The sequence below is a fragment of the Xanthomonas sp. WHRI 8932A genome (assembly GCF_035012785.1).
In the GTDB taxonomy this organism is placed as follows: Bacteria; Pseudomonadota; Gammaproteobacteria; order Xanthomonadales; family Xanthomonadaceae; genus Xanthomonas.
The window spans coordinates 205,698-220,325 of sequence record NZ_JAYGQQ010000002.1 but is presented as its reverse complement, the minus strand read 5'-3'; the positions used below and the strand labels follow the sequence as shown (position 1 = coordinate 220,325).

Genomic DNA, 14,628 nt, shown 5'->3' with positions numbered 1-14,628 from the left:
GGCACAGTGGCTTTGGTTTTCTCGGACAAAAGGCGCTTTCATCCTGTCGATGCGCGCTGCTTTCATCCTGTCCGAATAAGCAACGCTCCTGGCCTTCTCCCGTAGGGAGAAGGTGGCGCGTCGCGCCGGATGCGGGTCCGGGCGACACTTGGTGCCGCATCCGTAAGCCAACCAACACGTCGCATCGGCCTGCGAACGCGATGTCGCACGCTTACGCAGCCTCGGCAATCCGCCGCGCGCGCCGGGCGCGCACTGCAGTCGCCAGACGATCCAGTACCTGTACCGAAGTGTCCCAATCCAGGCAGCCGTCGGTGATGCTCTGGCCGTAGGTCAGCTCGCAGCCTGCGACAAGTTCCTGGCGGCCGCCGACCAGATGGCTTTCCACCATGACGCCGACGATGCGCGTCTCGCCGCCTTCCAGCTGCCGCGCGATGTCATCGATCACCTTGGGCTGGTTGTCGGGATTCTTGCCGCTGTTGGCGTGGCTGGCATCGATCATCAACCGTGCCGGCAGACCGGAGGTGTTGAGCACCTGGCTGGCCGATTCCACACTGGCCGCATCGAAGTTGGGCACCTTGCCGCCGCGCAGGATCACATGGCAATCCGGATTGCCTGCCGTGGCTGCCACCGCGGTCTGGCCGTCCTTGGTCACGGCCAGGAAATGATGCGGATGCGAGGCAGCGCCTACGGCGTCCACCGCAATCTTGACGTCGCCACCAGTGCCGTTCTTGAACCCTACCGGGCACGACAGACCCGAAGCCATTTCGCGATGCACCTGGCTTTCGGTGGTGCGTGCGCCGATTGCGCCCCAGGCCACCAGGTCGGCGATGTATTGCGGCGAAATGATGTCGAGAAACTCCACACCGGCCGGCAATCCAAGGTTGTTGATGTCGCGCAGCAAGCCGCGCGCCACGCGCAGCCCCTTGTTGATCTGGAAGCTGCCATCCAGGTCCGGATCGTTGATCAGGCCCTTCCAGCCGATGGTGGTGCGCGGCTTTTCGAAGTACACCCGCATCACGATCTCCAGCGCATCGCCGAACTGCTCGCGCAGTGGGCGCAGCCGGTGTGCGTACTCCATCGCCGCGACCGGGTCGTGGATCGAGCAGGGCCCGATCACCACCGCCAGGCGGTCGTCGCGCCCATGCAGGATCTCGTGCAGCGCGGCGCGCGAGTTGGTGACGGTTTCGGAGGCGCGCTCATCGCAGGGCAGCAGCGACAGCAGCTGCGAAGGCGGTGCGAGGGCTTCGATCTTGCGGATACGCAGGTCATCGGTCACAGGCGGCATAACAGTGTCTCGGGTCGGCGGTTGCATCGGGGAGCCAGGCGAGGCGGCAACAAAAAAGCCGCCAGTGTGCGCTGGCGGCTTTTCGGGAATGCTGCTGAAGTTTCCTTCAGGGTGAGCGCAATCCTTCCTCCGCCAGCGGCATCGGAAAACCGTAGTACCAAAAATAAAACTGGCTGCGGGGTGCGTTCATGGGTTGCATTGATACCACGCGTTTTTGCGCGTTGCCACTGTTTCATCGGCAACGGAACGTTGCAGCGGCGCGGCTGGCGATGCACATGCTCCACCATGTGCAGGCGTGGATTCCGCGCCGGTCGGCACCGCTCAGGTCGTTGCGCATGACGCGCACATCGCTTGATCCTGCCAGCAACATCGTCACCCCACGTGGCTGTCATGCGAGCAACGTCGCTGCGACCAAAGCGCTGAACCCTTGCCGCATTTGGGGTGCGCTCGACTGCGACAAACGATGCCGGGCAGCATGCGTCGTTGGAACAGCTCCACGACCAGTTCTGCTGGTGTCACGCCGAACAATTACCCGCACGAAAAGCTCAGGATCGGAGTCAAGCGTCAACCCGATCGCTAGCCGTGCACGAACCGGCACCGCGCTTTCTGTATCGTTTCATCGACCAGCGCTAGAATCTGGTCGAAAATGCAAAAAATATATTTTAATCAGAAGCTTAACTCCGCCTAGATGAATTAGTATCGTTTCACATATCGTTACCATGCAAGGCTCTCATGCCCTCCCTCGACGCAGTCGACCGCCTGATCACCACGCTACGTGTCAACGGCCCCATGCGCGGGGCGGATCTGGCAAGGCGTCTGGGTGTGAGCCGCCCTACGCTCTCTCGCCTGGTCGCCAGCGCAGGCACTGCAGTGCTGCGTTATGGCAAGGCGCGCGCTACCGGCTACGTGGCCACCAGTGAGATACGGGGCGAGCGCGTGTGGCCGCTCTATCGGATCGATCCCGATGCCCGCGTTGTACCACTGGGCCAACTGCTCGCGCTCCACAACGACCATTTCTTTGTGGAGCTCCTGCAGGGCAACCCCGTTCTGCTGCATCCACCCTTGGACACCGGCATCTTCGAGTCGCTGCCGTGGTTTATCGATGACCAACGGCCGCAAGGATTTCTCGGCCGCAACTTGGCACAGCGTGTCTCCGGTCCATTGCACCTGCCTGCCAATCTGGCGCTGTGGTCGCCCAGGGACAACCTGGTGTCCATGCTGTCGGATGGTCACGACCAGCTTGGCGACCTGCTGATCGGCGAGCGCGCGCTGGCTCTGGCTTTGGAGGCGATCGAGCAGCCTGAGTGCATCCCCCTGCAGGCTCGCCCTGATGCATATCTGCGCCGCGCCGAAGCGGCATTGCGCGGCGAGGCCGTTGGCTCGTCTGCCGCTGGCGAGCAGCCGAAGTTCACTGCAGTGCTAAGAGAACATGGCGCGTGTCGCCCCGTGATCGTCAAGTTCTCCGACCGGATCGATCACCCGACCGGGCGGCGTTGGGCCGATCTGTTGTACCTGGAATCCCTTGCGAGCCAAGTCCTGATCGCCGGTGGCATCGCTGCAGCGGCGACGCAGATCGTGCAGGCGGGCGGACGCGTCTTTCTCGAATCGACACGCTTTGATCGAACTGCTGCGTTAGGCCGGCGCGGATTCGTCTCGCTGATGTCGCTCTTCGCCGCTTTTTACGGCGATGCGGACAGCAACACCTGGCGAACACTTGCCCCACTGCTCCAGCGCGATGGTTGGCTGAGTCCGGAAGATGCCGAGCGCCTGGAGGTCATCAGCTGGTTCGGCACCCTCATCGGCAATACCGACATGCACCTGGGCAATGCCGCGCTGATACTCGCCGATAGCCTGCCGCTGCAGCTTGCCCCGGTGTACGACATGCTGCCAATGGCATTGCGGCCGGCATCCAGTGGCGAAGTGGTGCACAGAGATATCGAGATTCCGCCACCCACCGTCGGTCAATTCGCGCAGTGGCGACGCGCGGCCGCGATGGCCGAGCAGTTCTGGCAGCAAGCCATCGCCAATGACACGCTGAGCGAACAGATGCGTGGAATCGCCACGCGCGCGTTGGCCAGCCTGCGGCGAACGGCGTCGCGTCTTGCCTGAGCATGTCGCATCAACAACGCATCACACGCCACGGCACTCATGCCGTGACGTGCGATGCATTACCTGCATCACTCAAAACGTAAACACATACTCCGCTGCGACTTCGCGGCCGATCGGGTTGAACAAGGTGGTGTTGTAGAACCCGTAGCCGTAGAAGCGCTCCTTGTTCTCGTAGCCCACTTCGTTGAACACGTTGTTGACGTAGAAATTGATCTTGGCGTGGTCGGTGATCTTGTAGCCGGTGCTGAGGTTCCAGTAGATCGCCGGGCCCACGCGACCGAAGTAGCGCTTGCTGCTCTCGCCCAGATGCACGTTGGCGGTGTCGGTTACCAGGCATTGGTCCGATGCGCTGGGCTGGTAGCCATCGTCGAAGCGCGCGCAGGTGCCCCAATTGACCGCACGCATCGAGCCGAGGCGGCGGAAGTACACCGTCCAATCCCAGGCGCCGCCGTTGTCCCAATGCACGCTGCCACGCACCCGGCTGCGCACGCGTTCGTCGCGGCGGTTTTCGTCGCTGTCGGTGCGGTAGATCTGTTCGCGATAGGCGATCAGGTTGTTGTAATCCAGCGACAGCTGGAAGTTGCCCCAGCCCGCGGTGGCAAGGCGATATTTCAACGATGCATCGATGCCGGAGGTTTCCATCTGCGCCAGGTTGATCGGGCCGCGCTCGATGCTGGCGATGGTGCCGTCGGCATTGCGCACCACGCGCGAGGTGATGGTGTCGCAATAGCCCGCACCGCCGGGATTGTTCCAGGCGCCACCGCTGACGGTGGTGCCGGTGCGGCAGCCGGCTTCGGCCGACAGGATCTCGTCGCGGTCCAGATCCTTGATCATTTCCTCCAGCTGGATGCGGTAGTAATCCACGCTCAGCGACAACCCTTGCGCGATATCCCACACCACTCCGCCGGTGAACGAGCGGCCGGTTTCCGAGCGTAGATCCGGGGTGCCGCGACGATTCACATCCACGGTGTAGTAGATATCGTTGTTTTCGTCGTTGCAGCCGCCGGTGAGGTAGGCGCCTGAGGAAATGCAGCGGTATTGATCGATCACGGTCTGGTTGGTGGAGCTGGGTTCGCCGAGCACGTAGTGCATGTCCGGCGCGCGGAAGCTGGTGGCCAGCGTGCTACGCAACAACAGGCTCTCGACCGGGCGCCATTCCAACCCCGCGCTCCAGGTGGTATCGCTTTGCGTGCCGACATCGGTGGCGATGGCGGCCGACGACCGGTAACTGCCATAGCGGTCGTAGCGACCGGCCACATTCGCGCTCAACGTGGACAGCAACGGGATCTGGAATTCCAGGCCGGCCGAGCTTCGCACGCGTTCGCCGCCGCCGCTATCGACCACATCCACCGGGTAGCACTCGTTGGCGCACGGGTCCGGCGACAGTTGATAGCCCTGCTTGGCGACTTCGGCCACGGTGGCGAAGCGGATCGGGCCGGCCCAGCCCTGCACCAGATCGCCGCTGAGGCTGAAACTGGCCTGATTTACCCAGGAATACGCGGCGTTGTGCGATTTGGCGACCAGGTCGTCGTACTGGTCCGACGGCAGCGGTGCGTACAGGCGCGCTTCGTTTATCGCGTAGATGGGCGAGCCATCGGCGGCGGTGCCGGTGGGGCTGCCGAGGAAGTATTCGGTGGCACGCGCGGTATCCACGGTGCGGATGTATTCGTCCACGGTGTAGCGCGAGCGGCCCACGCTCAACTCCCAATCGAAGCGGTCAGCCCAGACCCCGCGCAGGCCGGCGCTGAGATCCCAGGACTGCTCCTTGTTGTAGTTGGCCAGCCGGTCCCAACCGCCGGCTTCGCGCCGGGTGAGCTGACGGATCAGGTTCAACGAACGCCCGGTGGCCGCGTCCTGGAACGGGCCCAGATACGCGTATGGCGGGTCGTAGGTCCAGCGCCCGATGCTGCGGTTGGCCGACAGCGTGGCCCAGGCCTCGGTGGCCTCGCCGAACTTCCAGGTGCCGTAGAGATACGCCGAATAATCTTCGCTGCCGGTGACCAGGCCCCAGTCGCCGTAATCGCGCGCCACGCCGCAATAGTTGCCGGTATTGGTGAGCGCACCGCTGTTCTGGTCGTAGCTCAGCCGCTGCGCATCGACGAACTCGCCGCCGAAGCGCGCGCAGGTGCCCGCAGGCGGGGCGAGACGCTGGTTGGTGTTGGCATCGACCAGGCTCAGGCCAGTGAATGGATTGAAGCCGTACAGGCGGTTCTGGCCGGTCCAGTTGGAATAGGACATGTCGTCCGAGTCGTCCATTTCGGGGCGATCGCGGCCGCTCAAGGGGTCGCGCCGCGTGGCCTGCAGGGCGTAGGTCACGCTCCAGTTTTCGCCGGTGCGTCCGCCCGCCCACGACACATCGAAACTGTCGCGCCCACCTTCGGTGGCGGTGCCGCCACGCAGGCGCACCTGGTCGCCCTGGTAGTCGCGCTTGAGGATCACGTTGACCACGCCGGCCACCGCGTCCGAGCCGTAGATCGCCGAGGCGCCGCCAGTGAGGATCTCGATGCGCTCCACCGCCGCAGACGGGATGTTGCTGTAGTTGGAAAAGTTGCTTTCGCCGCCGTAAGGCAGCGGGTAATCGGCGACGCGGTGACCATTGACCAGCAGCAGGGTGCGCCCCGGCCCCAGGTCGCGCAGATTGATCGGCGAGGCGTTGGGCGTGTGCGAGCCCCATTGCGTATCGGCTTCCACCGAGCCCTGCTGATTCATGCTGTTGAGCACGTCGTAGACGGTGGCGAAACCTTCCTGCTGGATCTGCTGCGCAGAGATGGTGACCACCGGCTGCGCGCCTTCGACCTGCGCGCGCTTGATGCGCGAGCCGGTGACGCTGACCGCGTCCAGCGTGGAGGTAGCGCGCGGTGTGTCCGGCTCGGTTTGCTGGGCCATGAGCGGCGGCGCTGCGGCAGCCGTCAGGGCAAGAGATACGGAAATCGACAAGGCAAGACGATGACTGCGGCAGTTCATAAGATCCCCGGGAGAAGCCGGACGCGGCCGGCGTGGCAGTGCGCTGCAACGACGTCTGCCAGCGATGCATGCACCGCCGCCCCTGTCCGATGGCCCCCCGACCACGCGGCGCAAACGCCTGCCCAGCGACGCTAGAGCTGCGATGACATCGGTGTCAACACACTGTCACGCAAGTGTGATCTGGGTCGCGATCCTGGGTTTGCGAACCCACTGGACACGCTTGCGCTCGCATCGCGATTGCGCGAAGTGCGGCGCACTCCGCAGGGGATGCGTCGCACGCTTCGGCTTGGTCGGCTGCTTGGTCGGCTGCTTGGTCGGCTGCTTGGTCGGCTATTCGCCTGGCCGCCTGCCCTCTGAATGACAAGATTCGATTGATTCCTGATCGCTTGGCGTTTGACAGTGCGCACGAGACGCGCACACAGACCAGGAGACTGACAGCTCAGCAGCCGGCAATCCCGGTGCGTCGCTTCTGCCGGCAGTCTGGCGTCGTCGCGACAACCCGATCCCTCACAGCCTCAATGTGCCCGCATCGAGCAGCTACGCCAGGGTGCAGGCGCTGGGCCCGGGCAACGAACGCCGCATGGCGACGCGCGCCATCGACTCAGGCCAGATAGCGGCGGAACCATGCAATGGTTCGGTCCCATGCCAGCGTTGCGGCGGCCTTGTCGTAGCGCGGCGTGGAATCGTTGTGGAAGCCGTGATTGGTACCAGGGTAGAGATGGGCCTCGTACACCTTGTGCTGTGCCTTGAGCGCGGCCTCATAGGCCGGCCAGCCGGCGTTGACGCGCTCGTCCTGCGCCGCGTAATGCAGCAGCAACGGCGCACGGATGCGTGCGACCTCCTCGGCGGTCGGTTGACGGCCATAGAACGGCACGGCGGCGGCCAACTCGGGGTAGGCCACGGCCGCTGCATTGGCCACCCCACCGCCATAACAGAAGCCGGTAATGCCGACCTTGCCGGTGCTGTTCTCGCGGCGCATCAAGAACTCCACGGCAGCGAAGAAATCATTCATCAGCTTGGTGGGATCGACCTGTTGCTGCAGCGCGCGGCCCTTCTCGTCGTTACCGGGATACCCGCCGACCGAACTCAGGCCATCGGGCGCCAACGCGACAAAGCCGGCCTTGGCCACGCGCCGCGCCACATCTTCGATATACGGATTCAACCCGCGATTCTCGTGCGCCACCACCACACCCGGCACTGGCGCGCTGGTCTTGGCCGGGCGCACCAGATAGCCACGTACGTCGCCATGCCCGTTGGGCGAGGGATACCGGATGTACTCGGCCACGATGTCCGGGTCGGTGAATTCCACCTGGGTGGCCAGCGCGTAGTCGGGACTCATCGATTCCAGGATCGCCGCCGCACTCAACCCGGCCACCGCAAAAGCGGCCGCGCGATCGAGAAACTCCCGCCGGCTCAGCGTGCCGTGCACATAGCCGTCGTAGAGCTCGAGCAGTGCGGGATGAACATCCTGGGCGGTCAGACGGGGCATCGGCGTTCTCCTGGAGCTGGCCTGGCGAGTTGGGCGATCACGCCAGGCAGCATACGGTCTGCGCCGACGCTGCCTTCACTTGGTCTGCAGGTCCTTCCCGACAACGGCTTGCGTGCTACTGCGGCAGGACCCGTGCACGGCTAGCACGCGGTCGGATGTGTCGTGGCTGTCCAGTACCCGAAGGCACTGTGCCCGACCAGGTGCCGACCACAAACAGCATTGGATCCCAGCGCTGCTCGGTGCGGGAAACAAGCACGCGCGTTGCGGGTGCCGTAGCCGGCTTGCTAGGGCTTTTGTTCGGCCTGCGACCACAGTCGCCGATTTGCACCTTTGTGTTTCTAAGGCTTGACGTTGCGAGCGCTCACGTTCAACGACATAGACTTCCCCGGATCGGCTGCGTTTTCCGCCAAGCGAACGCTGTATGTGCCCTCCGAAATCGCCCACTGACGCGCTGCGGTGTCGAACCTGGCGAAGAATCTTGGATCGATCTCAAGTTCCAACTTTTTGCTCTCACCCGGCGCAAGCTCGACGCGCTCGAAGGCACAAAGCCGTTTTGGAAACTTAATCGCGCCCTCGCCCGCCACATACACCTGCGCTACATACGCTCCCGTCAGGTCGCCGGAATTGCTGACAACAAAGCGAGCGACGAACCTGCCACCTTCGTCACTCACGTGAAAGTCATGGGTTTCAAAGCGCGTATACGACAACCCGTATCCGAACGGGAACAGCGGTGTTAGCGAGCGCGCGTCGAACCAGCGATAGCCTACGTCGGCGCCCTCGACGTTGTAATCCATGCAGAAGATCTCGCCCTTGATCGGCTCCCCCGGATTGGACGTCGTGGTCGACGGATCTCGCTGCTCAGGATGCGGCAACTGTTCGACACTCTGTGGGAACGTGATGGGGAGGCGCCCGGAAGGGTTGACGCGGCCAAACAAGATGCCAGCGATGGCCTCTCCGCCGCCTAGGCCAGGATAAAACGCTGCGACCACGCCAACGACGTCGTCTAACCAAGGCATCGTGACCGGGCCACCTGAGATCAGCACGACCACGGTGTTTGCGTTGGCCTTGGCCACGGCAGTGATCAATGCATCCTGATCATCAGGCAACGAGAGACCTTGGGCATCTTGACCTTCCGAGCGCCATTCTTCGGCAACGACGATGACCGCATCGGCACCATGCGCCGCTGTGACGGCTGCGGCTGCATCGTTCGCGCTCACATAAACAACCTGCGCCGCGCAGGCTTCGGCCTTGATGGCGTTCAAGACCGAGCTGGGATGGTAGACCTTCTCCATCACCGTTCCCATGAACTCGAAACCAGGCTTGGTCACGCTGCCGATCGGAGTGACAGCAGACGAGCCGCCGCCCGCCACGACGCCGATGTCCGCCTGCGTGCCGATGACGACGATGCGGTTAGCGCCTCTCGAAAGTGGCAGTACATCTGCCTGGTTCTTTAGCAATACGATGCCTTGCTCAGCAGACCGCTGCGCCAACAGGCGATGCGCGGCGTAGTCGATCGCGGCGCCTGGCTTGGGCGGAGTGTCGATGACGCCGACAGCAAAAAGGCTACGCAGCTGACGGTGCACCATGTCGTCGATACGCGATTGGGGGACCAAGCCATTGCTAACGGCGGTTCGCAGCGGTTCGGCGAAATAGGGTTCAGGGTCCAGGTTCGCTCCGGATTGAACATCCAGCCCGGCAAGTGCGGCCTTCTCCACCGAGTGTGTCGCCCCCCAGTCGGACATCACCCAACCCGGATAGCCCCATTCCCCCTTCAATACGGTGTTGATGAGGTAGGCATTTTCGCTGGCCCACTCTCCGTTGACCAAGTTGTAGCCAGGCATCACGGCGCCTGGTTCACCAATCTCAATCGCGATTTTGAATGCCAGCAGATCCGACTCGTGGAGCGCCTGATCGGCGATGTGCGAGTTCACCACCACGCGCCCGGTTTCTTGCGGGTTGAGCGCAAAGTGTTTGACAGTCGAAACCACGCCTTGCGACTGAATACCAGCAACGGAGTTGCCAGCGATCACACCAGTGAGCAGCGGGTCTTCGGAGACATATTCGAAGTTGCGTCCACCACGTGGCTCACGTACCAGATTCGCCCCGCCCGCCAACTGCACATTGAACCCTTTGGCCCTGGCTTCCTGCCCAACCATCGCGCCCGTTTCGCGCGCCATGATTGGATTAAAGGTCGCCCCCAGCAACAACGACGACGGCAGCGCTGTGGCGTTGTCGCCAGGACGCACATTGGCCAGATTGCCTACACCCAGGCTTGCATCGGTTTGCTGTTGCGCAGGAATGCCCAAACGCGGCACTGCCGGGTAGTAGGCCGCTGATCCGAGCGCACCTTCCGGTTTGTCACTGCCTGCAATCGGAATTGCCATTGGCCCGGACAACCATGCAAATTTCTCGTCCTCGGTCATCGCCTGAACCACCAGCCACGCGCGCACCTCTGCTGGCAGGCTTGCATCAGACCAAGGGAATTGCTGCGCGTCCGCACAAGCCGATCGAACATGCTCCTCACCGACAATGCGAGCGTTGTCCGTGCCTTCAGGCGTATCGCTGCGAGATGGGCTGTGCAAGACAGAACTCCTGAAAATTTTCTGGAAAGATAAATGTTTGAAAGTGTGGATGCGATGAAGCGCTGCGCTCAAATGGGTACGTCGCACGAGCAGCGGATCGCTTGTCACCGAGGCGAAGCTTTCGCGCTTGGCAGTCAATGAAAGATCGATGACTCAGACATCGCATAACAGCGGATGGTGAAGGTAATTGGCCACTCAGCGTCACGCCAACTTGCCAGCAACCTCCTATCCAACGCCGCTCTGCTACCGGCTTTTTCGCCGATAGCAGCGTGCTGAAACAGCAGCATCAGTCGATTGCAAGCATGCATCTTCTGCGAGGTCATCCTTACAGCGTTAGCTTGAAGTCTTTTCGAGCTGCGCATTCAAGAATCGCACTGAGCTCGCAAGTGCTTGGCGAGCCTCTGGAAGTGCGTTTGCAAAAAAGTGCCACGCATGGAACATGCCCGGCCAGACTTCAAGATCGACGCGGACACGGTTGTCGCCCAGATGAGTCGCCAGGCGCATCGCGTCGCTCAACATCAACTCGTTCTCGCCGATCTGAATCTGGATCGGTGGCAGGCCAGTGACATCGGCAAACACAGGAGATGCCATCGGATGATTCGGCAATGCATCGCCCAAGAAGGTGCGAGCCAAGAAGCGTAATCCCGCTCCGGTATTCAGCGGATCGAGTCCTTCGCGATTGGTGACCGATGCCCCGGTGTGCTCCAGATTTGCCCAAGGCGAAATCGCAGTGCCGGCTGCAGGAAGAGGCAAGCCTGCGTTGCGTGCCGCCACCATGACGGAAATCACCATCGCGCCGCCAGCCGACTCGCCGGCGAAAACGATTTTTTGGGCTGGGATGCCCAACGCAAGAAGTCCCTTATAGGCCGCTAGCGTGTCGTCAATTGGCGTGGGAAAAGGATACTCGGGGGCAAGCCTGTAATCGGGCATGTAGACCCGTGCACCCAGCATCTGCGCGTAATTTCCGCCTATTCCATGATATCCATCCGGGGCACCGACGATATAGGCGCCGCCGTGAATATAAAACAGGACGGCATCGGTGTTCTGCGTTGCCGGAGTCACCAGTGTCGCGGGCACGCCGTTCAGATCGATCTTCTCGAAACTCACGTCTGCTGGCGGCAACTGCTTGGCCAGCATGTCTACGTAACTGTCGCGGATTTGTTTCATCGTGAGTTCTTTGTTTTCCCCGGTCACTACCGGGGCAAGTTCTGCCAAGCTCTGAGCCCACTCTCTGACGCTTGCCTTGACGTTCTCGTTCACAGAAGCTCCCTCAGTCGATCATTGGTTCTTGAAAACCGGTATGCCAAGATTAGGCGCATGATTGGGGAATGTGTTTCCCCACTGATCCGGTGATCAATCCCTAGAGGCCTCGATGGAACTCACGAACATCAACGACATTGTCGCGTTCGTTACAGTCGTTGATAGCGGTAATTACACGCTGGCCGCCAAACGTTTGGGGTTGACCCGCTCGGCCGTTGGCAAGCGCGTTGTTCGTCTGGAGGAAAGACTGGGTATGCGTCTGTTGAACCGGACGACAAGGAGCTTGAGCCTGACGGACGATGGGCACGTTCTCTATGCGAGAAGCTCTCTGATCCTTGAGGATCTGAAGGAAACAGAGACCGCGATGGCGCTGCGTTCGGAAGCCCCGTATGGCCGCCTAGCCATCAGTGTTCCTGTAACACTGGGAATGAGGTATGTGCTTCCGGTAGTGGAGCAGTTCATCGACACCTGGCCAAACGTCAGCGCAGTTGTGCAGTATTCCGATCGCTTTGTGGATCTGATTGAAGATGGTATCGACATTGCAGTGCGCACCGGACCTGCACGCGAAGACTCGCGCATCTTCAGTCGAACCGTCACGCACCAACGCATGGTGACGTGTGCATCGCCCAGTTACTTAGCGAAGCACAACGCGCCAGAAGCCCCACCCGATCTGTCTCAGCATCATTGCTGTTTCTTTCTAGACGAAGGGCGACCAAGACCGTGGACGTTCCGAACTGGAAAAAGCGATACATCCTTTTCGGGTACAAGCAGACTTGTCATGGATAGTGGGGAAGCCTTGCAACGTTCAGCCTGTGCAGGGCTGGGCATCGCCCAACTTCCCGACTATCTCATCCGAGATGACCTCGCATTGGGAACGTTGGTCAGGATCTTGGAAACATTCGAGCCCGCTCCTGAGCCTATCCGTGTCGTCTATCCAAGCAAGCGTCACCTGTCGCCCAAGATCCGTCGGTTTATCGACCTGCTGAGCGACGCATGGAGAACTGATCCACCGGGCGGAAACAGTCAGTGAGCGGCTGACCATGGCTCCTGCGCCTGGCATTACGTGCGCCACTGATAGCGCATCGTCATGCAAGCGGGATGAGCGTCGCGGTGCACACAAAAAAAAAGCCCCGCATCGCTGCGGGGCTCCTTTTGACTGCGGTGTTGCGTGTCGGCGTAAGCCGGCTGGATCAGAAATCCATGCCGCCCATGCCGCCCATGCCACCGCCGCCCGGCATTGCCGGCTCGTCCTTCTTCGGTGTATCGGCCACCATGGCTTCGGTGGTGATCATCAGGCCGGCGATCGAGGCTGCGTTCTGCAGCGCCGAACGGGTGACCTTGGTCGGGTCCAGGATGCCGAACTCGACCATGTCGCCGAACTCGCCGTTGGCGGCGTTGTAGCCGTAGTTGCCGGTGCCTTCCTTGACCTTGTTCAGGATCACGGACGGCTCTTCGCCGGCATTGGCCACGATTTCGCGCAGCGGGGCTTCCATGGCGCGCAGGGCGATCTGGATGCCGTGGGTCTGGTCTTCGTTGGCACCGGTCAGGTTACCGACGGCCACCAGCGCACGCACCAGGGCCACACCGCCGCCCGGGACCACGCCTTCTTCGACGGCTGCACGGGTAGCGTGCAGGGCGTCTTCGACGCGTGCCTTCTTTTCCTTCATTTCGATTTCGGTCGATGCGCCGACCTTGATCACTGCAACGCCACCGGCCAGCTTGGCCACGCGTTCCTGCAGCTTCTCACGGTCGTAATCGGACGAGGTGTCTTCAATCTGGGTCTTGATCTGGCCGACGCGCGACTCGATCGCGGCCGAATCGCCAGCGCCGTCGATGATGATGGTGTTCTCCTTGGAGACCTGCACCTTCTTCGCACGGCCCAGGTCCTTGATCGTGGCCTTCTCCAGCGCCAGACCCACTTCCTCGGAGATCACGGTACCGCCGGTCAGCACGGCCATGTCTTCCAGCATCGCCTTGCGACGGTCGCCGAAGCCCGGTGCCTTGACGGCCACGACCTTGACGATGCCGCGGATGGTGTTGACCACCAGGGTCGCCAGCGCTTCGCCTTCGACTTCTTCAGCGACGATCAGCAGCGGCTTGCCGGCCTTGGCCACGCCTTCCAGCACGGGCAGCAGGTCGCGCACGTTGGAGATCTTCTTGTCGTGCAGCAGGATGAACGGGTCGTCCAGGTCGGCCGACTGGCTCTGCTGGTTGTTGATGAAGTACGGGGAGAGGTAGCCGCGATCGAACTGCATGCCCTCGACCACGTCCAGCTCGTTTTCCAGGCCCGAACCTTCTTCAACCGTGATCACGCCTTCCTTGCCGACCTTCTGCATCGCTTCGGCAATGATGTTGCCGATCGATTCGTCCGAGTTGGCCGAGATGGTGCCGACCTGGGCAATTGCCTTGTCGTCGGTGGTCGGCTTGGACAGGTTCTTCAGCTCGACGACCGCAGCCTTGACGGCCTGGTCGATACCGCGCTTCAGATCCATCGGGTTCATGCCGGCAGCCACGGCCTTGACGCCTTCGCGGATCAGGGCCTGAGCCAACACGGTGGCGGTGGTGGTGCCGTCGCCAGCGTTGTCGTTGGTGCGCGACGCGACTTCCTTCACCATCTGCGCGCCCATGTTCTCGAACTTGTCAGCCAGTTCGATTTCCTTGGCGACGGAGACGCCGTCCTTGGTGATGGTCGGGGCGCCGAAGCTCTTCTCGAGCACGACGTTGCGGCCCTTCGGGCCCAGGGTCGCCTTGACGGCATTGGCAAGAATGTTGACGCCACGCACCATACGGTTGCGTGCATCTTCACCGAAACGAATGTCTTTAGCAGCCATTTGTATGTAACTCCGGAAATGGGGAATAGGGAATGGGGAATCGGTAGATCAACAGCGTGAATCGGGGCGGGGTGGGATGGCGAAGGGCGTTAGCCGCTTTGCTCATTC

Annotated in this window: 8 protein-coding genes; 2 read left to right on the top strand and 6 right to left on the bottom strand. The window is 61.9% G+C overall.

Annotated elements, in window-relative coordinates:
- Positions 1 to 211 precede the first annotated feature (211 nt).
- Positions 212 to 1,285 carry a 3-deoxy-7-phosphoheptulonate synthase gene (locus VC212_RS03770; protein ID WP_055853104.1) on the bottom strand — a complete coding sequence of 358 codons (1,074 nt, stop codon included), beginning with the start codon at positions 1,283 to 1,285 and terminating at the stop codon, positions 212 to 214.
- A 732-nt stretch (positions 1,286 to 2,017) separates the two neighbouring features.
- Here VC212_RS03770 and yjjJ point away from each other — a divergent pair.
- Positions 2,018 to 3,394 (top strand): type II toxin-antitoxin system HipA family toxin YjjJ, encoded by a 1,377-nt coding sequence (yjjJ, locus tag VC212_RS03765; RefSeq protein WP_323514443.1) that lies wholly within the window; start codon positions 2,018 to 2,020, stop codon positions 3,392 to 3,394.
- A 72-nt stretch (positions 3,395 to 3,466) separates the two neighbouring features.
- Here the strand turns inward: yjjJ and VC212_RS03760 are convergent, their stop codons facing one another.
- The 4 genes from VC212_RS03760 to VC212_RS03745 all read right to left on the bottom strand — a co-directional run bounded on the left by VC212_RS03760 (position 3,467) and on the right by VC212_RS03745 (position 11,689).
- Positions 3,467 to 6,280 (bottom strand): TonB-dependent receptor, encoded by a 2,814-nt coding sequence (locus tag VC212_RS03760; RefSeq protein ID WP_323514444.1) that lies wholly within the window; start codon positions 6,278 to 6,280, stop codon positions 3,467 to 3,469.
- Between the two features lie 679 nt (positions 6,281 to 6,959).
- On the bottom strand, positions 6,960 to 7,847 hold the full coding sequence (gene yghX / locus VC212_RS03755; protein WP_115561136.1) for a YghX family hydrolase: 888 nt from the start codon (positions 7,845 to 7,847) through the stop codon (positions 6,960 to 6,962).
- Positions 7,848 to 8,185: 338 nt separating this feature from the next.
- Positions 8,186 to 10,567, bottom strand: coding sequence for a beta-glucosidase (locus VC212_RS03750; RefSeq protein ID WP_323514445.1), 2,382 nt, complete (start codon positions 10,565 to 10,567; stop codon positions 8,186 to 8,188).
- A 195-nt stretch (positions 10,568 to 10,762) separates the two neighbouring features.
- Positions 10,763 to 11,689: an alpha/beta hydrolase gene (locus VC212_RS03745; protein WP_323514446.1), complete on the bottom strand. Its 927-nt coding sequence runs from the start codon at positions 11,687 to 11,689 to the stop codon at positions 10,763 to 10,765.
- A 112-nt stretch (positions 11,690 to 11,801) separates the two neighbouring features.
- Between VC212_RS03745 and VC212_RS03740 the strand changes: the two genes are divergently transcribed.
- Positions 11,802 to 12,719, top strand: a complete 918-nt coding sequence (locus tag VC212_RS03740) for a LysR family transcriptional regulator (protein ID WP_323514448.1) — start codon at positions 11,802 to 11,804, stop codon at positions 12,717 to 12,719.
- 160 nt (positions 12,720 to 12,879) lie between these two features.
- Here the strand turns inward: VC212_RS03740 and groL are convergent, their stop codons facing one another.
- On the bottom strand, positions 12,880 to 14,520 hold the full coding sequence (gene groL / locus VC212_RS03735) for a chaperonin GroEL (RefSeq protein ID WP_055853127.1): 1,641 nt from the start codon (positions 14,518 to 14,520) through the stop codon (positions 12,880 to 12,882).
- Positions 14,521 to 14,628: the final 108 nt, after the last annotated feature.

Excerpts from the sequence above, each read along its gene's own strand:
- VC212_RS03740 (WP_323514448.1), top strand. The coding sequence starts at position 11,802 with ATGGAACTCACGAACATCAACGACATTGTCGCGTTCGTTACAGTCGTT.
- VC212_RS03760 (WP_323514444.1), bottom strand. The coding sequence starts at position 6,280 with ATGGCCCAGCAAACCGAGCCGGACACACCGCGCGCTACCTCCACGCTG.
- yjjJ (WP_323514443.1), top strand. The coding sequence starts at position 2,018 with ATGCCCTCCCTCGACGCAGTCGACCGCCTGATCACCACGCTACGTGTC.
- yghX (WP_115561136.1), bottom strand. The coding sequence starts at position 7,847 with ATGCCCCGTCTGACCGCCCAGGATGTTCATCCCGCACTGCTCGAGCTC.
- groL (WP_055853127.1), bottom strand. The coding sequence starts at position 14,520 with ATGGCTGCTAAAGACATTCGTTTCGGTGAAGATGCACGCAACCGTATG.
- VC212_RS03770 (WP_055853104.1), bottom strand. The coding sequence starts at position 1,285 with ATGCCGCCTGTGACCGATGACCTGCGTATCCGCAAGATCGAAGCCCTC.